At 59.2% G+C, this 24,626-nt stretch carries 20 protein-coding genes; 8 read left to right on the forward strand and 12 right to left on the reverse strand.

The window, feature by feature from the left end; translation table 11 throughout:
• Positions 1–11: 11 nt before the first annotated feature.
• From recD2 to BTUS_RS18495, 5 genes are all read right to left on the reverse strand, one after another.
• On the reverse strand, positions 12–2,237 hold the full coding sequence (recD2, locus tag BTUS_RS12310) for an SF1B family DNA helicase RecD2 (RefSeq protein WP_013076399.1): 2,226 nt from the start codon (positions 2,235–2,237) through the stop codon (positions 12–14).
• Entirely contained in the window at positions 2,234–3,049 is an 816-nt protein-coding gene (locus BTUS_RS12315) for an alpha-galactosidase (protein WP_013076400.1), read from the reverse strand. Before BTUS_RS12315 ends, recD2 begins: the two co-directional genes overlap by 4 nt.
• Positions 3,050–3,129: 80 nt before the next feature.
• Positions 3,130–4,932, reverse strand: coding sequence for an oligoendopeptidase F (gene pepF / locus BTUS_RS12320; RefSeq protein ID WP_013076401.1), 1,803 nt, complete (start codon positions 4,930–4,932; stop codon positions 3,130–3,132).
• A gap of 88 nt (positions 4,933–5,020) precedes the next feature.
• Positions 5,021–5,884: a sulfurtransferase gene (locus BTUS_RS12325; RefSeq protein ID WP_013076402.1), complete on the reverse strand. Its 864-nt coding sequence runs from the start codon at positions 5,882–5,884 to the stop codon at positions 5,021–5,023.
• Between the two features lie 51 nt (positions 5,885–5,935).
• Positions 5,936–6,073 (reverse strand): hypothetical protein, encoded by a 138-nt coding sequence (locus tag BTUS_RS18495; protein ID WP_169307978.1) that lies wholly within the window; start codon positions 6,071–6,073, stop codon positions 5,936–5,938.
• Positions 6,074–6,227: 154 nt separating this feature from the next.
• Here BTUS_RS18495 and BTUS_RS12330 point away from each other — a divergent pair, with 154 nt between their 5' ends.
• The 3 genes from BTUS_RS12330 to BTUS_RS12340 all read left to right on the forward strand — a co-directional run bounded on the left by BTUS_RS12330 (position 6,228) and on the right by BTUS_RS12340 (position 8,532).
• Positions 6,228–6,650: a hypothetical protein gene (locus BTUS_RS12330; RefSeq protein WP_013076403.1), complete on the forward strand. Its 423-nt coding sequence runs from the start codon at positions 6,228–6,230 to the stop codon at positions 6,648–6,650.
• 107 nt (positions 6,651–6,757) lie between these two features.
• Complete coding sequence (locus tag BTUS_RS12335; protein ID WP_013076404.1) at positions 6,758–7,831, forward strand: type III polyketide synthase; 1,074 nt, start codon at positions 6,758–6,760, stop codon at positions 7,829–7,831.
• Positions 7,822–8,532 (forward strand): isoprenylcysteine carboxyl methyltransferase family protein, encoded by a 711-nt coding sequence (locus BTUS_RS12340; RefSeq protein ID WP_013076405.1) that lies wholly within the window; start codon positions 7,822–7,824, stop codon positions 8,530–8,532. The genes BTUS_RS12335 and BTUS_RS12340 overlap by 10 nt, the downstream gene beginning before the upstream one ends.
• On the opposite strand, the gene BTUS_RS19105 is transcribed toward BTUS_RS12340, so the two are convergent.
• Positions 8,498–9,373 carry an NlpC/P60 family protein gene (locus BTUS_RS19105; RefSeq protein WP_013076406.1) on the reverse strand — a complete coding sequence of 292 codons (876 nt, stop codon included), beginning with the start codon at positions 9,371–9,373 and terminating at the stop codon, positions 8,498–8,500. The two genes, BTUS_RS12340 and BTUS_RS19105, sit on opposite strands and share 35 nt — an antisense overlap.
• 401 nt (positions 9,374–9,774) lie before the next feature.
• Here BTUS_RS19105 and BTUS_RS12355 point away from each other — a divergent pair, with 401 nt between their 5' ends.
• A complete protein-coding gene (locus BTUS_RS12355; protein WP_157935509.1) occupies positions 9,775–10,098 on the forward strand; it encodes a YfhH family protein in 324 nt (107 codons plus the stop codon).
• On the forward strand, positions 10,095–10,238 hold the full coding sequence (locus BTUS_RS19305) for an Ada metal-binding domain-containing protein (RefSeq protein WP_083780192.1): 144 nt from the start codon (positions 10,095–10,097) through the stop codon (positions 10,236–10,238). Before BTUS_RS12355 ends, BTUS_RS19305 begins: the two co-directional genes overlap by 4 nt.
• Here BTUS_RS19305 and BTUS_RS12360 read toward each other — a convergent pair.
• Complete coding sequence (locus BTUS_RS12360) at positions 10,187–10,660, reverse strand: DUF523 domain-containing protein (RefSeq protein ID WP_013076408.1); 474 nt, start codon at positions 10,658–10,660, stop codon at positions 10,187–10,189. The two genes, BTUS_RS19305 and BTUS_RS12360, sit on opposite strands and share 52 nt — an antisense overlap.
• Complete coding sequence (locus tag BTUS_RS12365; RefSeq protein ID WP_013076409.1) at positions 10,657–11,148, reverse strand: methylated-DNA--[protein]-cysteine S-methyltransferase; 492 nt, start codon at positions 11,146–11,148, stop codon at positions 10,657–10,659. The genes BTUS_RS12360 and BTUS_RS12365 overlap by 4 nt, the downstream gene beginning before the upstream one ends.
• A 560-nt stretch (positions 11,149–11,708) precedes the next feature.
• Here BTUS_RS12365 and BTUS_RS12370 point away from each other — a divergent pair.
• Entirely contained in the window at positions 11,709–13,439 is a 1,731-nt protein-coding gene (locus tag BTUS_RS12370) for a hypothetical protein (RefSeq protein WP_245543309.1), read from the forward strand.
• Positions 13,440–13,510: 71 nt separating this feature from the next.
• On the opposite strand, the gene BTUS_RS12375 is transcribed toward BTUS_RS12370, so the two are convergent.
• From BTUS_RS12375 to BTUS_RS12385, 3 genes are read right to left on the reverse strand one after another with little or no spacing between them, the layout of a single operon-like run.
• Positions 13,511–14,017, reverse strand: a complete 507-nt coding sequence (locus BTUS_RS12375; protein ID WP_013076411.1) for an acetone carboxylase subunit gamma — start codon at positions 14,015–14,017, stop codon at positions 13,511–13,513.
• A gap of 36 nt (positions 14,018–14,053) precedes the next feature.
• Entirely contained in the window at positions 14,054–16,396 is a 2,343-nt protein-coding gene (locus BTUS_RS12380) for a hydantoinase B/oxoprolinase family protein (RefSeq protein WP_013076412.1), read from the reverse strand.
• 33 nt (positions 16,397–16,429) lie between these two features.
• Positions 16,430–18,562, reverse strand: coding sequence for a hydantoinase/oxoprolinase family protein (locus BTUS_RS12385; protein WP_013076413.1), 2,133 nt, complete (start codon positions 18,560–18,562; stop codon positions 16,430–16,432).
• Positions 18,563–18,854: 292 nt separating this feature from the next.
• Between BTUS_RS12385 and BTUS_RS12390 the strand changes: the two genes are divergently transcribed.
• Positions 18,855–20,990 carry a sigma-54-dependent Fis family transcriptional regulator gene (locus tag BTUS_RS12390; protein WP_123809306.1) on the forward strand — a complete coding sequence of 712 codons (2,136 nt, stop codon included), beginning with the start codon at positions 18,855–18,857 and terminating at the stop codon, positions 20,988–20,990.
• 77 nt (positions 20,991–21,067) lie between these two features.
• Here the strand turns inward: BTUS_RS12390 and BTUS_RS12395 are convergent, their stop codons facing one another.
• A complete protein-coding gene (locus BTUS_RS12395; RefSeq protein ID WP_123809443.1) occupies positions 21,068–22,321 on the reverse strand; it encodes an Nramp family divalent metal transporter in 1,254 nt (417 codons plus the stop codon).
• Between the two features lie 737 nt (positions 22,322–23,058).
• Here BTUS_RS12395 and BTUS_RS12400 point away from each other — a divergent pair.
• The gene (locus BTUS_RS12400; RefSeq protein ID WP_013076416.1) at positions 23,059–24,618 is read left to right on the forward strand and encodes a 4Fe-4S dicluster domain-containing protein; all 1,560 of its coding nucleotides are present in this window, start codon (positions 23,059–23,061) and stop codon (positions 24,616–24,618) included.
• Positions 24,619–24,626 lie beyond the last annotated feature (8 nt).

Consider the following 24,626-nt stretch of genomic DNA (forward strand, 5'->3'; position numbering starts at 1 on the left):
CTCAACGGTAGTCACGGATCCCCCGGATCTGCCCCTCGCCCCCTGCTGTATACTTGAATCTTCTCGGTCAGCCGGGTGTTGCGCAACACCGGCCGGGTGTTGCGCACCGCCAGGCCCAGGGCCCGGGGCATGCCGATCAACCCACAGAGCTTCTTTGCCCGGGTGATCCCCGTGTAAAGCAGGTTTCGGTACAGCAAAATGTAATGGCTCGTGGTCATGGGGATCAGCACCACGGGATATTCGCCGCCCTGGCTTTTGTGAATCGTAATGGCATAGGCGTGGCGCACCTGATCCCACTCGTCCCGCTCGTATTCGTGAAGGGCGTCGCCGAATCGAATCAGCAGCACCCCTTCCTCGGGGTCCACGTCTTCGATCAGGCCGATTTCGCCGTTAAACACCTCTTTCTCATAATCGTTGCGCATCTGTATCACTTTGTCGCCCACCCGCCAGGCCCGCTCGCCCTTGCGACCGAAGGGGATTTCCTTTTTGCCCCTTTGCCGGGGGTTCATCAGCTGCTGCAGTCGAATGTTCAACGCCTCGGTGCCAAGCTCCCCCTTTTTGGTGGGACTCAGCACCTGGATATCGGCGGGCGAGTAACCCTCCGCCAGGAGATTTTGCACCGCCTGCTCCAGACGAACGGCGATGGCCCCATTCGTTTCAGCCGTCGTGGCCCCGGATACCTCGACAAACCAAAAGTCCCCGCCCTGGCGGGGCAACTCCCCTTGGAGCACCCGGTGGGCATTGACCACGATGTTGCTCTCCCTGGCCTGTCGGAAAATCACATCGAGCCGGACGCTGGGCACTCCGGCCTGAATCAGGTCGTGCAACACATGTCCCGGACCCACCGACGGCAACTGGTCCACATCCCCGACCAGAATCACCCCGGCGTCCCCGGCGGCCCGGACCAATTTGTCCGCCAGCAGGATATCCATCATCGACGTCTCATCGACGATAATCAGATCATACGGGAGGGGATTCTCCTCGTCAAACTGGGCGATTCCTTCCACCCGCATGCCTAAGAGCCGGTGCACCGTGGCAGCCGGAAATCCCGAGACTTCTTCCAGCCTTCGGGCGGCCCGGCCCGTGGGCGCCGCCATGCCCACCTTGGTCTGGGGGTTCAATTGTTGCCGGCACCACAGGATCGCCCGAACCGTCGTGGTCTTTCCGGTCCCCGGCCCGCCGGTCAGAATCAAGAGAGGACTGGCCATGGCCGTTCGAACCGCTTCCCGCTGGGTGAGCGACAGGGTCACCCCGGACTCCCGCTCGTAGGACTGGATCAAATCATCCAGCCCGGCCGACTGCAGAGCGGCCACCCGGAGCCGGTCCGCCGCCCACCGGGCCACCTGTTCCTCGGCTTCCCACAAAGACGCCAGATAGACCCGATCCTCTTCTTGCCGGATTTGCCCCTCCCGCGCCAAGGTCCCGGCGGCTCCCTCGAACCGATCGGCCTCCCACGGCTCACCGTCCATGCCGGCCAGCATCTCCGCCGTTTTCGCCAGCCAAAAGGCCCGGTCTAACCAACAGTGGCCTTCGGTGGTTGAGCCCGCCAGGGTATGCAACAGCGCACTTTGAAGGCGAAACGGACTGTCGGTCGAGATGCCCAACCTCCGGGCGACCCCGTCCGCCTGGCCAAACCCGATGCCGGCCACCCCCGCCAAAAGATACGGATTACGCCGGATATCCTCGAGGCACCCTTCCCCCAACACCCGGTATACCCGCATGGCGGCACCCGGGCTAATGCCCAGGGCCATCAATTGCCCCAGCACCTTCTGGACCCCGTGATGCGCCCGAACCTGCTTAACGATCGACTGCGCCTTCTCCGGCGACAACCCTTGAATCCCCGCCAAGGCTGCCTCCCCGTGATCGAGGATCGCGCCCACCGCCCCGGGGCCGAGGGCGGCGACAATCCTTCGGGCCAATCGCCTGCCCACCCCCTCCAGCCGCCGGAACAACTGGATGGCCACCTCTCGGTCGGTGGGCAGCGGTTTATTCCATCCCGTAACCTGAAGTTGCCGGCCGTAGCGCGGATGCTCCGCCCAGTGACCCGTCACTTCCAGGGCCTCCCCTTCGCCTTGGGAAAAATATACATGCCCCGTACAACTGATCACGCCCTCGGAGGTTTTCAGGCGGAACACGGCAAATCCCGTCTCTTCATTTCGGAAGACCACCCGCTCCACCGTACCGGAAGCGGTCACCTCCTCGGCTTCCGGGCGGGCCAATCGATCCTCTCCGTTCAACCGACCAGCGCCTCCTGAATGCGCCGCAATTTGTCCACATCTTTCTCATAGGCGATGAGGACCCCGTCCGCATAGGCCGCCCCCACCCGGGCCGCCTTCTCCAGCTTCGCCTCCTCGACGCCGAGACCGTAGAGTTCCAGATACCACGGGTGCCCCCCGAGCCGATCCCGGAATCCCTGGGCCAGGACCTCCAGCCAGTACGTCGTCGTGTAGGCCAGATCATAGATGGGCACCACAAACACGTCCACCCACTGCTTCATCCGGTCCACGTCGATGCCGAATCGCCTCTCCAGATGCCCGGGATAAGGATCGGGAAACAGCGTAAAATACAGCGTCCCGGCCACCGACGACCGCGCCCGGGCGACAAAATCCGCTAACCTAGCCATCCGATAGGTCTCCAGGTCCAGGCCGGCTTTCCGGCGTCCGGCCTCGCAGGCCGCGCACTGACAGTAACCCTCCCGGGCAAAGGTCACATCGTCCAGCCGAAAGCCCTCTGGACCCGACTGCGCCGCCGCATCCCTCACCCACTCCAGGGCCAGGGTCTCCACTTCGGGCCGGCTCGGACAGAGGCAGTCCCAGTCAAAATATGGCTGGTCTCTCGTCGCCCGCTGTCCTCCGGGACCCACCTGGACCCACTCGGGATGCGCTTTTGCCACCCGATTGTCGGCAAAACAACTCACCATAGGAATCGATCCCGCCACCGGCTCCCGGTGAGCCCCGCCGACGTCTTTGACTTCCCAGAAAGCCGGCCGGAACTGGCCGACGTGATCCGCATACCGGGTGACCACCCCGAACACCTTTTGATTCCCCATTCTCGCACCTCCGCTCCGTCCCGCACCGGGCGGGATCTTTCCCCTTCTCCCGCCCCGGCGATCAGTGCGGTTTCCCGGCCTCAGGACCCGGCAAAACTTTTTTCCAACTCGGCCACCGTTTCCTCAAACACCTGCAGCGCCTGGCGCACCGGTTCCGGGGATCTCATATCCACCCCGGCCTTCGCCAACACCTCCAGGGGATAGTCGGAACTGCCGGCGGACAGGAAGTCGAGATAGCGCCGGACGGCCGGCTCCCCTTCCTCCAGAATTCGCCTGGACAGGGCCGTGGCCGCCGAAAAGCCCGTGGCGTATTTGTACACGTAAAAAGCCGTGTAAAAGTGCGGAATCCGGGCCCATTCCCAGGCAATCTGTTCATCGATCACCGCTTCGGCCCCGTAGTAGGTTTCGTTCAGCCGACGATACGTGTCGCACATCCAATGTGAAGTCAGGGCGTGGCCCGCTTCCACCGCCTCATGGGTGAGCTTTTCGAACTCCGCAAACATCACCTGGCGAAACACCGTGGTGCGGAATTGCTCGAGGTGGTGGTTCAACAAATACCTCCGCATCGCCTCATCCGGGGTATTTTTTAAGAGATGATGCAGCAGCAACGATTCGTTGCAGGTCGATGCAACTTCGGCGACAAAGATGGAGTACCCGCCGTACACGTACGGTTGATGCGCATACGTATAATGGCTGTGCATCGCGTGGCCCATTTCGTGGGCGAGGGTGAACACGTTGTCGATGTTCGGCTGCCAATTCAACAACACGTAAGGATGGGTGCCGTACGCCCCCCATGAATAGGCGCCCCCTCGCTTGCCCCGGTTCTCGTGAACATCGATCCAGCGAGAGGCGAAAGCATCCCGCATCACGCCGAGGTACTCCTCCCCCATGGGCGCAAGCCCTTCCAACACCGTCTTTTTCGCCTCGTCGAAGGAGACCTCCCGGTGGATCTCGGGCACGAGGGGCACATACAGATCGTACATGTGTAAATCATTTAGGCCCAGCACTTTTTTGCGCAAGCGCAGGTATCGGTGAAGGGCCGGCAAAAACTCGTGCACGGCGGCGATGAGGCTGTCGTACACCTCCACCGGGACCCGGTCGTCGTCCAGAGCCGCTTCCAGGGAAGAACTGTATTTCCTCACCCGGGCGTAAAAGACATCTTTTTTGACACTGGCGTGATACGTCGCTGACAGGGTGTTCAGACGTTCTTTGTACGCCGCATAAAAAGCGGTAAAGGCGTCTTGCCGCACCCGGCGGTCCTGGCTCTCCAGGAACTGACTGTAGCGGCCCTTGGTCAATTCCACCTCCCGGCCATGCTCGTCCCGGATCGTCGGCAGACGCAGGTCCGCGTCGTCCACCATACTGAAAATCGTCGTCGGGCCCTGGGCGATTTCGCTGACCTGAGCGAGAATGGCCTCTTCTGCCGCTGAGAGCACATGGGGCTTTCGCCGGAGAATATCGTCCAGTTTGTGTCGATACAGGGCCAAATCCGAGTGACTGTCGATGTAGCCCTGCACGACCCCGGCGTCCCCGGCGAGAATCTCGGGCACGACAAAGGAGAAGGCCCCGGCCAGGCGGGCGGCGAGCCCCTGGGCCCGGTCAGCCAAGGCGAGATATGTACTGTTGGTGGTATCCTCGTCTTTGCGCATATGGGAATAGGCATAAAGCCTTTCCAACTTGAGGGACAGATCGTCTTCCAGGCGAAGAACGGCGAGGAGGGTCTCCGCCGATTCCAAGACCCGCCCGCGAAAGGCCTCCACTTCCCCCAAGCGGCTCTGCACATCCTGAAACTCCCGCTCCCAGGCCTGATCATCGGGATACAGATCTTCCAGTTTCCACGTATCCTCCACCGGAATTTCCGCCCGTGACCGCACTGTCGTCATTCGGATCCCTCCCGTCGATTTTGCCAAACCTTTCTTTTCGGCCGACACCTCTAGTGTAACGCCGGAGCGGGGATGAATGCGGAAGCCGTCAAGGCTTGGGGCCCCGACCCACCGGGCGGCCGGGGTCCGCGCACCACTCGCTCCAACTGCCCACATACACCCGGGCACCGGAGATCCCGGCGATTTCCAGAGCCAACAGGTTGGCACAGGCGGTTACCCCAGAACCGCAATAGACGATAAGTTCCCGCTCTCCAGTGACGCCGGAGAACCGGCGGCGCTGCTCCTCGGGACGTTTCCACCGCCCGTCCTCGTCGACGCCGTCTTTCCAGTAGATGTTGACAGCCCCGGGGATATGACCGCCCACCGGATCAATGGTCTCCTGTTCCCCAGTGTACCGCTCGGGCGCCCGGGAGTCGATCAAGAGGGCCCCAGGGGCTTGCCCAGACACCACCCGGGACACGTACTCGGCGTCCACCATCATCTCCGGTCGCACCCGGGGGACGAAATTCGCCGGGGCTGGCGTCGGAATCTCCAGGGTAACCGGATACCCCGCCTTTTGCCACTCCGCATAGCCGCCATCCAACACCCGAACCTGCTCATGACCAAGGTAGCGAAGCGTCCACCACAACCGGGCCGCGAATTCACCGGTTTGGTCGTCGTAGGCCACAACTACAGTCCCGGAGCCGATCCCCGCCTCGCTGAACACCCGGGCCAGCCGGTCCGGGTCCGCCAATGGGTGGCGCCCACCCTGTCCTTTCGGTCCGCACAGATCGCGCTCCAGGTGAAGGTACACCGCACCAGGAATGTGCCCCTCGCGATACCGCGCCTCCCCGGCGTCCGGCTCGTTCAACGTAAACCGGCAGTCCATCACCGCCACATCCGGGCTTCCGATCCGCTCTTTTAGCCACTGGACGCTCACCAGCGGCCCGTCTTTCGCAGACCCTGTGCTCATCCGACATCCCCCCTCCTTCAGATTGTCGGCCCAAGGCCGAGGTCAGCGGCGTCAAGGTTCCTCCAAGCGTTCGGGCGGCAAGGTGTGATCCAGGGCGGCCATCATCCCGGCGGCGTACTCCCGGGCAGATTCCTTGGCCGCCCGGACCCCATCCCCCCACTCCTCCATCGGTCGCGCCAAGGACTCCACGAGCGCCAAATCTCATTCAAATGACGTCACGACTTGTGCCACATCGGTCCCTCCATGACAAATCCCGCACAACTGCGATCTTTTTCATTCTACCACGGGACGATAGGTGTGAGAATCCGATACAATGGAAGAATAAGTATCCGGAGGGTTGCCCATGACGGCTTTTTATATCATTCTCGCCTTTCATCTGGCTGCGGTAGCGGTGAAATTGGGAGTGTTGCTCTATGTGCCCCGCCTCAAAGAGGTGGGCCAGGTTCGGGCGTTTCTATCCACCTATCGCCGACTGGACTGGATCACCGACTGGGTACTATGGCTGACCGGGGCGGGATTTTTCCTCGTCACATCCTGGCGCTATCTGCTTCAGCTCTGGCTGCTCGTCTCCATGCTGATCTACATGATCATTTTTATCCTCATCAAAGTCGTGGTGGTGGGCGGGATGAAAAAGGTCGCCGCCACCAAGAAGTTGCACGCTTATGAGGAAGTCAGCAAGCTCCGTTTTGAAAATGTCTGCACCATTGTGTCGGTGGTGGGACTTTTGGGAATCATCGCCTACCTGATGGTGACCAAGCCCTTTTGATCCCGGGCCATACCGAGCTCCCTGCGGTCGGTGCATGAAACGATACCCGGAGGGGGATCCTCACGGAGACGGGTTTCGTTTTCGCCAGACAGAGAGGAGAGGTGACCGTGCCCTTTCTCGTCCACATCGCCACCACAACACCCCCTCATCGGTACAGCCAAGAGGAAGTCCGGACGATGTCCAGGGAATTGTTTCGGACGAGCTTCCGGGACATCGACCGCCTGCTCCGCACCTTCGATACCGCGGGTATCGAGTGGCGGCATTTTTGTCGGCCGGCGGAATGGTATATCCAGGGCCGCCCCTTTTCCGCCCGCAACGCCGTGTATCAGGAGGAAGCTGTCGCCTTGGGGACGGAGGCGGCCCGGACATGCTTGACCCAAACCGGCGTCGACCCCCGGGCGATCACCGACCTGTGGTGGGTCTCCTCTACGGGCCTGGCCACGCCGAGTCCGGATATGCGGATCGCCCAGCGCCTTGGCTTGTCCGGGAAAATCAGGCGCACGCCGATCTGGGGGCTGGGATGCGCCGGGGGCGCCGTGGGACTGAGCCGGGGTCTGGCCAGCGCCGCCGCCGATCCCGATGCCCACGTCTTGGTCGTGGTCGTGGAACTGTGCAGCCTGACCTTTTTGGCGAGAGACCAGCGAAAAAGCAATCTCATCGCCACGGTGTTGTTTGCCGACGGAGCGGGCGCGGCATTGATCCTGGGAGATCGGGCCTATGAGCGGTGGAGCAAAAGGGTCCAAGAGCGTGCGGGGTCGTCCGGAGCATGGGAATGGAAGGGCTCCCACAGCATCCACTGGCCGGATACCGAAGATATGATGGGTTGGGAGGTGGGGGACGACGGGTGGCGGGTCGTGTTCTCCCGGGACATCCCGGAATTCCTTCGTCGGCAAAAACGGGAACACTTTGCCCCGGCTGAAGAAACAATCGACCACTGGGTGGTACACCCGGGTGGGGCGAAGGTTTTGGCCGCCTATGAAGAGGTGCTTGGCTTGAACCAGGAGAGCCTGGAGTCTGCCCATGAGACGTTGAGACAGTATGGCAACATGTCCGCCCCCACCGTTTTGTTCGTCTTAAAGGACCTGGCTGAGCGGCGTTCTCTCCGGTCCGGGGACCGGACGGCTCTCCTGGCCCTGGGTCCGGGATTCTCCAGTGAACGGGTGATGCTCCAATGGAGGTAGGACAGCTTTTCCCCTGGCTGATCGGCGGGGTGATCGCCCAGCGCCTGGCGGAGCTGGGCCTCGCCCGTCATAACGCCCGCTGGATCCGGGCCCGGGGTGGTTTTGAAGTTGGACGGGGACACTATCCCTGGATTGTTGTTTTGCACGTGTCCTTTTTTGCCGGGATGGTGGCGGAAGTCCGGATTCGCGGATTGGCGGGCTTTTCCGTGTGGTGGCCCGCCCTCGCCCTTTTTGCCGCCAGCCAGGGACTCCGGTACTGGTCTTTGCGCAGCCTCGGCCATTATTGGAACACCCGGATTTTCGTGATCCCGGGCCATCCACCGGTGCGGCGCGGCCCCTACCGGTGGCTGAAACACCCCAATTACCTCGCCGTCATGGTGGAGCTCGTAAGCCTGCCTTTAGCCTTTCACGCCCATTGGACGGCCCTACTTGTATCGGTGGCCAATGCCCCGCTGCTCGCTTTGCGCATTCGGGTGGAGGAAGGAGCTTTACGTCACCCGGCTCGAACCCGGCTGGAAGTGCGTGGAGAGATGCAAGGCGACCCATCGAGTTTAAAACCCTCAACGAGCCCGGCCGAAGAAAATGAGCGGACCGGAGACGAATCCCCGGCCGCTCCCGCAACTTCCGTGGCCCAATCCTTGTCTGCTACGAGCTCGCCCCCTGTCGCTACTGCGTCTGAACATAGCGGGGAGACGACGTGAGATACCCCACAGTGCCGTCTGACAGCCGTACCTTGTACCACCAATCGTTAACCGTGGCCAGTCGTTCCGCCGACTCCCCGAGATGGAGCACGGCGACTTTCGGTGCCGAAGTTGAAGGGGCGCTCCTCACCGAGACCCACCCTTTGACGGGGGTCACCCGATCCGTGGCACCGGAAGGAGCTGAAGCCACCGTCGAACCCGGGGAATCGGTCACCGGAGCCGCCGGCGGGCTTTGCACCGACGTGGACGGGGTGGAGGGCACGCCCGGATTCTCGGCTGCCCGCACGTGGTTCAATGGTCGACGCGCGTACAGAAAATGTGACGTCCACCATTTGTTGTTCGTGTAATCGTACTCACCCAGGGGCACCTTTGGTGAGTACGTGTGAATGATTTTCAACGTTCCATCTTGCAGCGCGATCCCCACGTGACCCACTTTACCGCCCGAGTCCGAAGTGGAGAAAAAGAGGAGATCCCCCGCTTTGATGTCGCGAATGTTGTAATAAACTCCCCAATCCCGATACTGGTTCAGATCCCCCTGTTTCTTTGAACTCGAGGAAAACCGATATCCCACCGCCGTTTGGTAGACATATTGGGTAAAATTCGAGCAGTCAAAGGTAGAATCGCCGCGAAGTTTGTTGGTTCCCCACTTATATGGAGTGCCGATCTGCGTCTCCGCCGTGTCGATCACCTTTTGCACCAGCGGATCGGCATAGTGGGCCGGATGCGCCACGTGTCCGCCGACCGGAGCCGTATCCTGGGCCAGCACCCCTGGCACTCCTGCAACTAGGCTTGTCCCAAAAAGAACCGCAACAAGGGCCAGTTTAACATGGTTACGATACATCTCCTCTCGCCCCTTTCCTGGTCGTCGCCCGCCCACATTCACGGTACCATAGGCAACAACCATTTGGGCACCCGGAGGTTGGTGGATCGCATTCCTGCATCTGACAAATCACCAGGCCCCCATACGGGAAAAATGCAAATAGATTGCGCCGCAGATGGTTGTGATGATGAGAACCAAAATGCCCAGGGGAGTCATTTGACGCAACAACATGCCTTCCCGCCCGGTCAAGTTTGTGATAAAAGCAGCGAGAGCGACGCGCGACGGAGATTCCATGGTCAAATTGGAGTTGGCCGGTCGCACATCGTACCCCCGCGCTCTGGTCCAACGGCCACTGGGTCGTGGTATCATGAAGACAAAACCACTGGGCGGAGGGAGTCGCCATTTATAAACTGATGTGGCAAATGAGCCAAGAAGAACTGTTGGCGGAGATGGAGCGGTTGCAGAAAGAGGCGGAACGGTGCCGGGAGGAAGGGCGCTGGAACGAATGGGAAGTCCTGAAGCGCAGATACGACGTCGCCCGCTCCCACCTGGTGGAGGCGGGGACGGTACGAGTGGGGGGCCAATACCGCGTGGAGGATCACGAGGGGCTATTCACCGTCACCCGGGTGCGGGGGATCATGGCCTTTGGGTATTTCACGCCGCCGGGCAACGACCCGACACAAGAAGAACAAGCTTTTCTGGTGGCCCTGCTGCATCCGCCGGGGGACGACCCCGATGAAAAATGACCTTCCTCCGGGAACACATCCGAATCTTTTCGAGCCTGCAAGATGCCCTTCGGGCCGGATTCCGCCCCTGCAGACGATGCCGGCCCGGTCACGAATCCTCCGTCCCGAATACGCCTCCGGACTCGTCTTCTTCCGAGTAGACCGGGATGCCGTGGCGCTCCAACAGAGCAGCCGTCACCCCGCGCCCGGGGCGCATATTTCCCGTAAAGGTGCCGTCATAGATCGCGCCGCATCCGCAGGATGGGCTCCTCTGTTTCAACACGGCGGCCGATGCACCGACCATACGGGCGAAGTGAAGAGCTTCTTCGGCGCCCCGCACGAAGGACTCGGATACGTCCTTGCCCTCTTGGGTCAGTACTTTGGCCCGCCCATCCAACACATCCCCGCCTTCACCGCCGACGATCTGGGCCGGCGGCCTCGGGGTGGGAAGACCGCCGAGCTGCTCCGGGCAGACGGGGATGGCCCGGCCCTGGGCCACCCACTCCTCAATCCACGACAACCCCCGGCTGGAGCCGTCGTATCGACAATGACAACCCGCCAGACACGCCGAGACCAGAATCATTCCGCCAGCGCCCCTTCCAATCGCAGTAAATGGGCTTTCAGATCGGTCCGGGACCCGGCATATCCCACCAAGTCCCCTTTTTTTCCCACCACTCGGTGACACGGGATAAAAATCGGCAAGGGGTTGGCCCGATTGGCTTGGCCCACCGCCCGCACCGCCCGGGGGTTCCCGAGGGCCGCGGCGATCTCCCCGTAACTTCGCACCTCTCCGTAGGGGATCTCGCACAGGGCCGCCCATACCCGCCGGCGAAACGGACTGTCCTCGGGGAGCGACAGGGCCACATCAAAGGCGCGACGGCGCCCGGAAAAATACTCATCGAGCTGGCGGACGGCATCGCGACAGGACTCCGGATCCCGGACGAGGTCGTGAAACTCCCGCTGGATCTCTCCCCAATCCTCCTCGGTCAGCGCCACCCGGCTCACGCCGACCGAATCCATGACCACACGAAGGGTCCCAAGAGGCGTTTCCAGTTCATCATACACGGCCACAGTCCATCCCTCCCCGATCACAGATTTTATCGCTTCACGATCGCCCGGTGGGAATGCCTTCAGCGGTGATAAACAATTCGCGCTCGCATGAAGCTATTATAAACAGGCAAGTCTCAAGTCACAACCGTGACCACCGCGTCCTCAAGCAACAAGGCGGCCCTTTCGAGCCGCGTCCACCTTACACCCGTGTGCGTCTTTGCTCTCAGACCATCCAGTCTTCGTCTAGTCCCTGACCCCACAAACCATGCGCAGGGAATGCCACATATTTCCACCGCTTTCCACCTATGCGGAGAAAGCGCCAACGTCGGTTTCATGAACACGTACAGCGCATGATTGCAACCCGCCGATTTGAGAAACCGGCCGCCGCATCCTCCCCATTTTAATGGAGGAAGCAGCATTGGCTTTTGTGCGGAAAAGCTCAAGCCATTCAACGATCGATGTTGGTGGCTTTATTTACTTATTTGATACAATATGACTATAAGCGGTACCCGTACAGGGCGATGATCTCCGTCGCCTTCAGCGCATATCCGTACGGACGACCATACATATAGGAAAGGAGCATGAGCATGGCTGCGCTGAGCTACAAGGAGTTTATCGAAGAGGTACGGACGCGTATAAGCCGGTTTACGGCGGATGATTTCCGGGACCTGATCTTGCACTGGGCCAGCGAGGAGCCTTCATCCACAAGACAAGAATTTCTGAACAAATTGATCCCCCGTGAGCGGGGGAAGCAAGAAACTCTTCCGGATGCGACCGGACTGATTGAGGAGATAGATGCTTTTGCCCAAAGAGTGAAAGATGGCGATTATTGCGACGGATGGGGGTGGGATGAAGATATCCATGAAGCGCGGGACTGGGGCGATGAAAGCTGGGCGAGGGAAATGGACGGTTTTTTCCTGCAAACAAGAAGCTTGCTGTTGCAAGGGGATTACGAGTCTGCTGAAGAAGCTTATGTGAGGCTGTTCGGCATACTGAAGATGGGCGAGGAACCGGGACATCTTCCCGGCGCGGACTATGCGAACATGCTGGAGGTCGATCTGGCAGAGCAGGTTGCCCTTTTTCTCTGTTGTGTATATATGAATTCAGCTCCGGAACAACGGCCGGCTTCGATATACGATGCCATGAAAAAATACGGGTATCTGGGTTCAGGCATTACGCTAAAAAGCATCACCGGCGGATTAGATATTTCGCTGCCGGACTTTGACGTTTTTTTGGCAGATTGGATTGACTTTTTGAAAAATCAAAATCACTGGCAGGCCAGCGAGTGGCTCAGGGAAGCGGTTTTCATGAAAGGCGGCGTGCCGGCGATTGCCGAGTTTGCAAGGGAATATGCGGAAACGTATCCGCTGGCCTATATGGATTGGATAAGGGCCCTGGAGGCGCAAGGCGACACGGATGCCGTCATCCGAGTGGCCCGAGAAGGGCTGAGCAGGATCCCACGCGACTACACCCTGAGAGCGGAGATCGCGGATGTCATTGCGAAACTCGGTGAGAGCCAAGGTGACCCGCAGCTAAAGCTGGAGGGGCACAAAGAGAGCTTTTACTCGTCGCCTTCCATGGAACGTCTGGTTGATCTGTATACAACGGCCATCGAATGCGGATGCTTTGAAGAGATACGCGAGGTAGCCGAGCAGAGGATGACAGAACTTCTAAGCAGAAGCGGGACACTGCCGAACAATGGCCACAATCGCGAGCGGCATATGGCCTGCGTGCGGGACGGAGTCTTTTTTAATGCGTTGCTTTTGGCGGGAAAATATGAGGAGGTATTTGAACATTGTCGCAAGGCGGGGCAGTTCGGATGGAGCAGCAGCGACAACCCTAAGCCTGTATTTGTCGCTTTTATGATGATGCTATTATCTAAAGGTGGAGATGACGCGAAGGTGCTGCTCCAGCAATGGGAGGATGCCATCGGACAAACAAGCGCTCATGGCGGCGCGGAGTATGTCGGGAAGTATCAGCGTATTATAGAACATACGATAGCAACCATTGCTCTGACCGGAGAACAGGAGCAGTTTTTTTTGAAATGGTGCATGGACGAGATCGAAAAAAGAGTGGACACTATCGTAGGCAACCAGCATCGGGGGAGTTATCATAAAGCGGCGGGGCTGTTGGTCGCTATGGCCGAGACTTTGGCGAAAAGGGGAGAGAAGCAAGCTGGCGCCAATTTAATTGAAAAGTATAGAAGCAGGTATCCGCGGCATAGCGCTTTCAGAAACGAGGTTTCCGCGGCCATGCAAAGGTCGGGGATTTTCGAGTCGGGCGCATCGGCTAAAGGAACAAAAAAGAGATGATTCTGTCCCAAGAGCAAGGCGGCCCTTTCGAGCCGCCTCCACCCTACACCCGCTTACGTCTCTATCCAGGCTTATTTCCCTTGCGAACCGGGCACAGGCCGGCCCAACCACTCCTCGTAAAAAGCGTCGATGTCCGGTTCAAAGTCGTGGATCACGGGATACCACGGCGTCACCGCCTCCACCTCCAGTTGGGTGCCGCAGCTCGGGCAGTAGTACTCGCGAATCACCTGCCACTCCGGATCCGGCGCCAACAATTTCGGGTAGATTTCATTCAGTTTCTCTTCGGTGTCCCGCACATAGATCAGCGCATACAACTTCCAGTTATCGCGATAATCGCAAAATTCATGGCCGCACTCACATTTTACCACCCGGTCGCCGTTTGATTTTTGAACGATATACAGGTGCAATCCCGCCGGGAGCAGAATCGGGTCGTCCCAGGGCACCCGCTCCTGCAGAATTTGCAGATAGATATCAAAGCGTTCCGGATCTTTGTGACTGGAGAGCATCTCTTTAATTTTATAAAACTCGAGTTTTCCGTCGACCAGCTCTTCGATGGTTTTCCGGTCGTATTTCGCCAAATTTCCCCACCTCCAGGTTTCCGAATGCCGGGTCAATCAGTAGGTCCGCAGTTCGCCGTAGCCGAGCACCTCGGTGTGACCCTTGATGTTGATTCGGTCCGCCGGCCGGTACCACGCCCAGTGAGCTCCGTAGACCGGCATTTCCAGTTCGTCTTCGTACAGCATCCAGTCTTCGGGAAGGTTCCAGAACCGCTTGAAGTTCTCCGTCATTTTTTTACTGATGGCAAAACTGCTGGCATACATGTGCCGGACCTGCAGAGAAGCTTCCTTATCTAAGATTCGTCGCCGCTCCTGCTCCATCCATTTCTTCGTCGGCACGCCCCGGGATATCCGTTCTTTTTTCATCTGCTGCCGCCGTTCGCGGGTTTTATCCGCATCGACGACGTATGTCCCGTCTTCCCGCCGTTCGAATACCGCCCCGTACACCCGCTCCGCATACCTGGGCAACACATGACCCTGGTTCAAATCTTCCTCGACTTTTGCCGGGTCCCGGTCCAGGGGATCCCCGAATCCCGGCCCTCCGCGCAGGGTGTTCAGGTACAGGTCGTAATCGTGGAACAGTTCCTCCGTCGTCACGCACTGCTTGTCGCGGTGAATCTCCCGGGCGCCGAACAGCGAGGCATAGGCGAAGTTTTCAGGATCCGGGTCTCCGCCGGTGGGGATGGGGAGTTTTTTCGCAATGCGTTCTTTCAAATCGGTGTCGTGGGCGCAAAACCGATATCCCGACGCAGCGGGATACCCGCCCATCAAACCGCAGTCGGCGCACATATACCCGTTGCCGGAGAAAAACATCGTCCAGTCCCTGGCCCCCCAGACCATGCGCAGGGACTGCCACGCATTTCCACCCCGAAATTTGCCGGCCCCCCCGGAACTCGGAAGAATTTGGCGACCGAGGTAGATGAGGGGTTCCACCAACTCCCAGATCTCCATGTCCCCCATGTCGCCCTCGGGATTCCAAAGCGCCGCGGCGTGGCTGATCCCGTCTTTGACGGCGCTGGCCCCCACTCCGTGAGCCGCCGCCTCAAAGCTGTTCACCGCGTGAATCTCCCCGTATTGATTGATGCCGCCCCCCTGCAGCCAGTTGGTGGTATGGGCATTCCCGGCGTTCACTTCCTCAAGATAACCTCGGCCAAAATAACACCGGCTGAGTCCCCGCCACAGGGGTGTCCAGGCGGTGACCAAGGCGTGCCAGGTTTCCGAGTGGGCGGTGCGGATGTCGTCCGGGTTCAGCCAGGACCCGCGGGGAATGCCGAATTTACTCGCGTAATATGGCCCGTCGTTGATGCGGTCGTTGGGCACCAAAGTCTGGGAGAGCATCACCCATATGCCGCTGGTGATGGACACGGGGGTGGCGTTAAAGCTGTGCCAGCCCCAGCGATTCGTGCCCTCAAAGTCGATTTCCAAAGTGCCGTCTTTGTGGACCGTGATTTCCGAGGGGGAGTGCATAATCGTGTCCACCTTGGCATAAGCGGGCACGCTATTATTTTTCATCGGAACGTCACAGAAGGACACACCCCGATAAACCCCGGGAATGAGCAGGGATTTCACCTGATTGACGAAGCCCCTCCGCCCGTCTTCGATCACCTCCCGGATAAACTGTTTGTAAGTGTCAATCCCTTCCTCTCGAATCACATCCAAAACCAGATCCCGGATCATGTGACAACCCGCCACCCGGGTTTTTTCATCCAAAACCCAGTACTTGGTGGTGCGGATCGAGCGCTGGCTCTCCAGGATCCAGTCTTTAAGCAGCGTGTCCTTTTTCCCGATCTTCCGGCATGTCACCTGGTAGCCGTCTTCATACCGCTCCACCGGCCCAATGGCCATGCTTCCCGGCGCCACGGCCCCGGTGTCGATGACGTGGGTCACGCCCCCCGCCCATCCGACCAGTTCACCTTCCCAAAAAATCGGCACGATCGTATGGACGTCACAGGTATGGACGTTGCCGACGCTGTTGTCGTTGTTGCAGAAGATATCCCCGTCCTCGATGCCGGGATTGTCCTCGTAATCGTTTTGAATCATGAACTTGATCGCCGCCCCCATGGTGCCCACGTGAATGATGATGCCCGTGGAGGTGACGATGGAGTCCGCCTCAGGGGTGTACAGACTGAAGCACAGTTCGCCTTCCTGCTCCACAATCGGCGAGGCCGCCACCTTTTTCGCCGTTTCCCGGGCGTGGACGATCCCGCCCCGGAGCTTCGAAAAGATCTTCTCGAAACGGATGGGGTCCGACTCTTTTAAGGGCAGGGAGGTCAAGCCTGCGTAGTGGCCCGTTTTCTTGCTCAACTCGGTGATCTCTTTACGCATCTGTTTCAGCGTTTTCCCGTTCCACCCGATGGGCTTGCGCCTGGTATCCATCACATCTTCGATCCGCGTCGCCATAGAGCGCCCTCCTTTTCCTGAAGAAAATCCGTGTTATACTTCTTTGAGGTGGAAAATCCGATGGGCATCCAACACCGTTTCGAATCCCGGCGGAATCACGAAGGTGGTCGCCGGAGACTCAATGATCGCAAAAGCGCGAATCCGGTTGCCGGGCTTTAATTTTTCCATCTCCCAGATGTCCGCCTCGGTCCACTCACCGTTCCAATACACCCGGCGGGTTCCCACCAAGGCCTCCCGGGGCGGCGTTTCCCCAGCCAGGGGCTCTTGGGGGATTTTGGGTTTTGGCACGTCCACCACGCCCCGGACGATAGCTCCGGTGACGCTGTACCCCAATTCCGGTGACAGGGCGGATTTGGCGTACACCCGGCTGTAGACATCCTCGAAGGTCCGCACCAGCGCTCTCCAGTCGCCAGGACCGTCGAACCGCCGGATCGGGGCTTCGATTTCCAGATCATTTAACTGCCCTTGGTACTGCATCCGGTAAAACAGGCGGAAGTTAACGTTTTGTTTCGAATACCCGCTTTTTGCGAATTCGTCTGCTACTTTATCTGTCAATTCATCCCAGGCAGCCTGCAGTTCCCTGCCGGCTTCCATGACCACCTCATCACTGGCCCCATCGGGAACGTTAATGTCCAGGGTTTTATCATACCGATACTCAAAATCCGCCGCACCGCAGCCGAAGGCCGAGAACCCCGCCGCCCAGGCCGGCACCAAGACGTCCTCGAATCCGAGCCCCTTGGTGTACCCGGCAGTGTGCAGGGGCCCCCCACCTCCATAGGAGAAGCACACATATTGCGAAGGGGTATACCCTTTGCCGAGGATCATCGACTCCAAGTAGTTGCGCAGTTGGGACTCCAACAACTGGATGACGCCGAAAGCCGCGTCTTCCACGGACAGGCCCAGAGGATCCGCCACCTGTTCTTTAAGGGCCGCGTAGGCGCGCTCGGGGTACAATTTTACCTCGCCGCCGAGGAAGTTGTTCGGGTTGATGAGGCCGAGCACCACGTGGCAGTCCGAAACGGTGACCGTGTCCACGCCCCCTTCGGGATAACAGACGCCCACCCTGGACCCGGCGCTGTCCGGACCTAAGGTCAGGTTGCCGTAGTTCGGATCCACCCGGACGAAACTGCCCGTTCCGGCCCCCGTGGTATCCATGGACACCAAAGGAACGGAGAGGACGAGGCGCGCCATGTCCGGGCTGGGGTTGATGCTGAGATCTCCTTGGGTGATCAGGGCGATGTCAAAACTGGTGCCCCCGATGTCCGAACAGGCAATGTTGGCAAGGCCGAGGTGCTCGCCCAGGTATTTCGCCCCGATAACGCCGCCGATCGGGCCCGAGACCAGGGTGCGGGCGAGCTCGTTCGCCCGAATGCCGATGGTTCCCCCGTGGCTGGCCATGATCCGGAGGTCAAATTTGCTGCCGTGATCCCGCAGTTTATTTTCGATGCGCTGCAGGGTGACGCGGGAGGGATCGGCGGCATAGGCTTCGACGATGGCGGTGTTGGTCCGGTGGGACTCTTTTCGCACGGGATAATAATCCACCGACGCGAACACCGGGATGTCGAGGTTCGCCTGGCGAATCATTTCCCGGGCTATATCCCGGATCCGCCGCTCGTGCTCCGGATATTTGTAGGAATGGAGCAGGCTGATGACTATCGCTTCCACATTTTTCTCAAGAAGGGTGCGGATGGCCGGTTCCACCTCGTGTTCGTACAGGGGAATCACCACATTGCCGAACATGTCCACCCGTTCGGTCACCCCCACGGTCAATTCTCTCGGGACCAGGGGTGGGTCAAAATGGTGGGTGTTGATGTGAATCCGGTCGGAGTACGAGTAACCGAGGTACGACTGGACGGCCCGACCCATGCGGTGGTTATCTTCCATGCCCTTATTGACGATGAGCCCCACCCGGCGCCCCTTCCGCGATACCAAACGATTGAGCATGGCAGTCCCGGAGTATACCCCGGCCACCAAATGGGGCAATTCCTCTTCGACCTTTGTTCCCCAGTGATTCAACGCATCCCGGGCGGAATTGATGAGACCCACGGATTCGTCCTCCGGGGTGGATTGCGCTTTGCCGACGACAAATTCACCGTTCTCATCAATGATGAAAGTGTCGGTCATGGTGCCGCCGGCATCAATGGCGAGAATTTGGGATCTGGCCAAATGCTGTCGCTCCTTTCGGGGAGAATACGTGCACACGTATTCAAAGCAAAGGACGTGCCAAGCGGACCAGGGGGCGCATCGGCCTCGAATGACAGGGGAAAACGGAAGCCCGACGCGGTGCAGCTGTCATGCTACAAGACGTCCATCGACTCATGTGTAGCGCTACAGCTGTTGCGCAGAGAATTTAGGGAAAATAAAAAGTCACACCCATCCCCAGTCAGCCGAAATTTAGTATAATAGTGCAAAACCCTAGACAGCTCTGACGCGACTCCAACAAAGTGGGGTGTAACCGTTGTATCACGCACATCGCACGGTGTTGTCCCTCGAGGAACTCAGTAAGCAGCGCCGTCGGTTGGAGGAAAGTTGGGACCATTTTTTACGCGATCCCCGGGCGGCAGGAAACTCTTCCATTCGTTCCGTCGTCTTGGAGTCCTGGAGCCGATGTGTACAGTCCGGGGTTGACCCTCGCCGCAAGGCGACGGATATTTCTCTAAAAGAAGATCAGATCAAAGACATTCTTCAATATTCTCAGTTATATGAACTCTCCTTTCCTATTTTGCAGGATTTATCCTTGCAGGTGAAAGAGACGGGTTATCTGGTCACCCTCTGCGATCCCAAGGGCCACATCCTGTTCCTGGACGGGGACCGCCAGGTTCTTAAGAAAGCGGAACGGATGAATTTCGTAGTGGGAGCGGATTGGAGCGAGCAGTCCATCGGGACCAATGCGATCGGCACATGTTTGGAAGTCGGCCAGCCAGTACAGATTTTCGCCGCCGAACATTTTTGTGTGGGGGTGCAGGACTGGACCTGTTCTTCGGCGCCGATTCGGGATCCCATTTCCCGGGACATCATCGGGGTGGTGGATGTCACCGGCCTGTGGCGGGACAGTCAGCCCCATACCCTGAGCATGGTGACCATGGCCTGTGGAACCATCCAGTCCCGGATGAACCAACAGATTGCAGGAGCGCGGTTGGAACTTTCCGAACATTATCAGCAGACCCAGCAGCGATACCCGGGAAACGGCGTGATGGCCCTGGACGCCGCCTTCCATCCAGTGGCCGTCAATGAAGAGGCCAGGCGGATTTTGCGGCGGCATTCCGGTCGGGAAGTGGAGCAGTGGTGGGACAATGAACGAATCCACGCCGCACTGTTTGCATCGCGGAGTCCCTCCGTAGATGAGGGGATGTACGAAGTGACCCTGGAGGAATGCGGGATTCGCGTGGTCGTCGAGGAGGTCCAGTGGTCCGGACGGCGGGTTGGCTACCTCCTGATCCTTCGGCCCATGGGTTCCCAGAAGACGGCGGGAGGCCCCACGGTGGCCTGGGGAGGAGTGATCGGTCGCAGTCCGGAGATTCTCTCGGTCATCTCCCGTTGCGACGTGGTGGCCCATACCGACGTGCCGGTATTGCTGCTCGGGGAAAGCGGGACCGGAAAGGAACTGTTCGCCCGGGGCATCCACCAAGCCGGCCCCCGCCGGAACGGGCCCTTTATTGCCGTCAACTGCGGGGCTCTGCAAAAGGATCTTTTGGCCAGTGAACTGTTCGGTTACGCCCCCGGGGCCTTTACCGGCGCCTCGAAAACGGGGAAGGCGGGGAAGTTCGAGGAGGCCCAAAACGGTACATTGTTTTTGGATGAGATCGGCGAAATGCCCCCAGAATTTCAGGTTCATCTGCTTCGCGTGCTCCAGGAGCGCGAAGTGGTTCGGCTGGGGTCCTCTCAACCGATCCCCGTCAACGCCCGGATCATCGCCGCAACCCACCGAAACCTGGAGGAGATGATGAGAAGAGGGGAATTCCGGGAAGATTTGTATTTCCGCCTGCATGTGGTCAGTTTGACGATTCCACCGCTTCGCGATCGCCGCGGGGACATTCCCCTGCTCATCGACCACATCTTGGACCAGCTGTCCAAGCGCTACCACATTCCCAGACCGGGCCTGGAGCCTGAAGTGTTCGATTTCTTCGTCCACCACTACCCGTGGCCGGGAAACGTGCGGGAACTCAAGCACGCCCTGGAATACGCTGTGCTTTTCTGCAACCGCGTCATCACCTGGCGGGATTTGCCCGAAACCCTGCGCAAAGCCGCGTTCGGCGATTCAGGTCGGTCCCTGACGCCATACGTTTCAAACGTAGTGTCAACACCTGGGGATCCCCGACCGGCTTTGGAGAGATCCACCGCCCGTCCAGCACCGAGGCGTGCCTTACCCGGAGCTGTGGAGGCCGTTCCGGCCTCGAAATTGGAGCCAACCCCTGAATCAGGAGCCAATCCCGGGCCGGTGGACGCCGCAGCGGACCGTCAGCAGCTCTTGCAGCTGTTGGAGGAAGTGGGCGGCAATCTTTCCGAGGCGGCCCGAAGACTTCGCATCGCCCGCACCACCTTGTATCGCCGACTTGACCGATACGGAATCCGCAAGCACCTGAAGATCGAATAGCCCGGCGCTCCGAAGCGCCGGGCCCGCAATTTTCCAATTCGGAAAACCCGTGATTATTCCTATAACGTAAGCCACCGTCAATTGCCCAAGAAAGGCGCCGGGCCACCCAAAGCTTGATAGATGAGGAGGGCGTTCAGCACCGTCACCACCGCCGCCACGACGCTCGCCACCCAGGTCGTCAGCCGGCGGTTCACCAGGATTCCCATGATGTCTCTTCTCCTGGCAAAATAGATCAAGGTGATGACCGGAACCGGCAGGACCAAACTCAGCACCACCTGACTGATCACGAGCGTCCGGGTGGGATCCACCCCCAAGGCCACCACGATAACCGCGGGAATCATCGTCACCACCCGCCGCAGCCACACCGGAATCGTGAACCCCACGAATCCCTGCATGATCACCTGCCCTGCCATCGTCCCCACCGTCGAACTGGATAGGCCCGAAGCCAGGAGGGAGATCAAAAACACCGTCGCCGCCGCCGGGCCCAAAAGGGGGGTCAGCGTTTGATACGCCGTGGTGATGTCGGCCACCGCGGTATGACCGCTGGCGTAAAACACCGATGCCGCCATGTACATCATCGAAAGGTTGATCAGCCCGGCAATCCCCATGGCGATCACCACTTCTTTGACACTGAACCGATTGATCATCCGCTTTTCCCGGTCGTCCCGGGGAATGATCCGGCGCTGGGTCAGTCCCGAATGCAAGTACACCACGTGAGGCATCACCGTGGCCCCGATCACGCCCACGGCCAACATGACACTTTCTTGGGGTCCGAGCCAGGGCACCACACTGTGGTACACAACCTGGCCCCATTCCGGCTTGGAAAGGATCGTCTCCACCAGATAACTCAGTCCAATCACGGCCACCAATCCGGCAATGACCTTTTCCAACGGTCGGAATCCGAATCGCTCCAAGGTCAGAAGAAGGTAAGTGACCACCCCTGTGATGAGGACCGCCACCAACATCGGGATGTGGAAAAGCAAGTGCAAAGCCAGGGTCGCTCCAAGAAATTCGGCCAAATCCGTGGCCATGGCGGCCAACTCCGACACGATCCATAAGGTGACTGAAACGCCTTTTGGAAAATGATCCCTGCACAATTCCGGCAGGTTTTTCCCCGTTGCGATGCCCAGCTTTGCGGACATGCTCTGGATCAGCATGGCCATTAAGTTCGCCATCACCACCACCCAGAGCATCTGGTATCCGAACTGGGAGCCACTTTCAATGTTGGTGGCGTAGTTTCCGGGATCCATGTACGCCACCGACGCGACGAAGGCCGGACCGACAAAGGGCAAGAGCGCCCGAAAGCCTCTTCTTTTGCCGCTTATGGCCATCCTGGCCGCGGCCACCGCCTTGCGATCGCGAATCCCAACCGATATCTCGGTCACCTCAGTCACCTCCTCTTTTCTTTATGACTGAAACAAATTGTCAATCCGGACAATATGTTGGCTGAGGGAAACTTATCGCCATTATTATACGACACTCCCTCCAGTTTTGAAACCCCCTCTGCAGAGCCGGCGAGAAAATCCTTCCCACAGTTCCTCAGCATCCAGCGACACCTGGCGATCCCGAAATCACCGGACCCGAGACCGCCCGACTCATCCATATTTTCACAGCGCCGATTTAGCTGCCCGTGATGGTCCCACCACTGACGTGAATCACCTGACCCGTAACAAAGGCGACTTTGTATCCTATGTCAGCGACCTGGGCGTGGTGCCACAACCCCCTGCCCGATAGGACGAATCCTTCTCCATTGTTGAGCAAATGTAAAAGGTAAAAAGTATTATGTGATCCCGGGTATTTTGTGCTAGAATACCCCTAGAGGTAGAGGCATCCCGGCGACCACTCGCTTTCGGGTTACACCATGGCCAACCTCTCACCGGGCATGTCCGAAAAGGGGAACGATTGCCCGTTCTTGGACTCATGCCGATTTCGGGCCATTTCAGAGCCATCACAATACGCTGTATCCTCACGACGCACGGATCTCCTCCTTCTTCCCCGAACCGGAGCCCGGTTTCGGCGCGACACCCTCGCGCCCATCATCATTTTATCGTCAGGAGGGATGTGATTGATGATCGAGCTCGAAACAGCGCCCAGAGAACGCCCCCCGGTGAAATGGGGCAAAGTGTTCAACCAGGACGCCTGTATCGGCTGCCACGCCTGCAGCACCGCGTGTAAGTCGGAACACCTGGTGCCCCTCGGCGTGAACCGGACCTATGTCAAACAGGTGGAAGTGGGCATCTACCCCGAGGTGAGCCGGGAGTTTCAAATCACCCGGTGCAATCAGTGCGAGGATCCTCCCTGTGTCGCCATCTGTCCGGTGTCCGCAATGTTTCAGCGGCCCGACGGCATCGTGGATTTTGACCGCGAGGTCTGCATCGGCTGCAAAGCGTGCATGGCGGCCTGTCCTTATGATGCCATTTACATTCATCCGGACATCCACAGTGCGGAAAAATGCAATTTTTGCGCACACCGGATCGATCAGGGGCTGGAGCCGGCCTGTGTGGCCGTCTGTCCGGTGGAGGCGATCGTGGTCGGCGACCTCAACGACCCCGAGAGTGAGGTTTCCCAGCTTATCGCCCGGAATAAAGTCGATGTCCGCAAGCCCGAGAAAGGCACCAATCCAAAAGTTTTTTACGTCGGAGCCAGCGATTACACTCTCAATCCGACCAAGAGCAGTTACGAGTCGATGCACGTGTACGCCGAACAAAAAGAAGGCTATCCGGTCGGCCGAAAGCCCCAGAAAGAGGAAGGCGGCTCCCGGTCGGTGGCCGCAGCTCGGCTGGCCTACGATGTCAACCATCACTCCCCTTGGCACTGGGAGGTCTCCTTGTACACCTGGACAAAGTCCATTGCGGCTGGAGTGTTCATTCTATTTGCCATTCTCACCTTTGCCGGACAAAACCTCTCCCCGGCCTGGGGGATCGCCAACGCCGTGGTCGGAGGCGCCTTTTTGGGCCTGACCGGTTTGCTGTTGATTGCAGACCTGGAGCACCCCGGACGATTTCTCCGGCTGTTTACCCGGCCTCAATGGCGATCGTGGCTGGCCCGGGGGGCGATGATCATTTCGGGCTACAGCATCGTGCTGTTGATTCAATTTGTGCTCAGCCTGGAGGGCGTGACGACCACCAACACCGTGTTGTCCGTTTTCGGCCTGGTCCTTGGGGCCTTTACCGCTATGTACACCGCATTTTTGTTCGCCCAGGCCAAAGGGCGGGATCTCTGGCAGAATCCGAGCCTGCCGCTCCACTTGTTGTCCCAAGCCGGGCTGAGCGGCGCGGCGGTTTACCTGCTGTTGAACCTGTTCCTGCCGCTACCCGAAGGGGCCGTGCCCCTGGTTCAGATCACGTTGATCGTCTCTTTGGGCTTGCACCTGGCCCTGGTGCTCAGCGAATGGGTGATCCCCCATACGTCCGAAGGGGCCAAAATCGCTGCCGAGCATATGTTCCGCGGGCGGTATAAGGGCTACTACTGGACCGGGGTGATCCTCGGGGCGGTGATCCCGTTCATTCTGTCCTGGTTTACCGGGATTCCCGCACTGCCGGTTCTCGCGGGAGTACTCGGCCTCATAGGCCTGTTGGCTTATGAACACGCCTATGTGCAAGCGGGGCAATCGGTGCCGTTGAGTTAACAAAGGGG

The sequence above is a fragment of the Kyrpidia tusciae DSM 2912 genome, assembly GCF_000092905.1.
Classification (GTDB): Bacteria; Bacillota; Bacilli; order Kyrpidiales; family Kyrpidiaceae; genus Kyrpidia; species Kyrpidia tusciae.

Excerpts from the sequence above, each read along its gene's own strand:
- BTUS_RS12360 (WP_013076408.1), bottom strand. The coding sequence starts at position 10,660 with ATGATTCTGGTCTCGGCGTGTCTGGCGGGTTGTCATTGTCGATACGAC.
- BTUS_RS12380 (WP_013076412.1), bottom strand. The coding sequence starts at position 16,396 with ATGGCGACGCGGATCGAAGATGTGATGGATACCAGGCGCAAGCCCATC.
- BTUS_RS12395 (WP_123809443.1), bottom strand. The coding sequence starts at position 22,321 with ATGGCCATAAGCGGCAAAAGAAGAGGCTTTCGGGCGCTCTTGCCCTTT.
- pepF (WP_013076401.1), bottom strand. The coding sequence starts at position 4,932 with ATGACGACAGTGCGGTCACGGGCGGAAATTCCGGTGGAGGATACGTGG.
- BTUS_RS12370 (WP_245543309.1), top strand. The coding sequence starts at position 11,709 with ATGAGCATGGCTGCGCTGAGCTACAAGGAGTTTATCGAAGAGGTACGG.
- BTUS_RS12400 (WP_013076416.1), top strand. The coding sequence starts at position 23,059 with ATGATCGAGCTCGAAACAGCGCCCAGAGAACGCCCCCCGGTGAAATGG.
- BTUS_RS12340 (WP_013076405.1), top strand. The coding sequence starts at position 7,822 with ATGGAGGTAGGACAGCTTTTCCCCTGGCTGATCGGCGGGGTGATCGCC.
- BTUS_RS12330 (WP_013076403.1), top strand. The coding sequence starts at position 6,228 with ATGACGGCTTTTTATATCATTCTCGCCTTTCATCTGGCTGCGGTAGCG.
- BTUS_RS12355 (WP_157935509.1), top strand. The coding sequence starts at position 9,775 with ATGAGCCAAGAAGAACTGTTGGCGGAGATGGAGCGGTTGCAGAAAGAG.
- BTUS_RS12315 (WP_013076400.1), bottom strand. The coding sequence starts at position 3,049 with ATGGGGAATCAAAAGGTGTTCGGGGTGGTCACCCGGTATGCGGATCAC.
- BTUS_RS12325 (WP_013076402.1), bottom strand. The coding sequence starts at position 5,884 with ATGAGCACAGGGTCTGCGAAAGACGGGCCGCTGGTGAGCGTCCAGTGG.
- BTUS_RS19105 (WP_013076406.1), bottom strand. The coding sequence starts at position 9,373 with ATGTATCGTAACCATGTTAAACTGGCCCTTGTTGCGGTTCTTTTTGGG.
- BTUS_RS19305 (WP_083780192.1), top strand. The coding sequence starts at position 10,095 with ATGACCTTCCTCCGGGAACACATCCGAATCTTTTCGAGCCTGCAAGAT.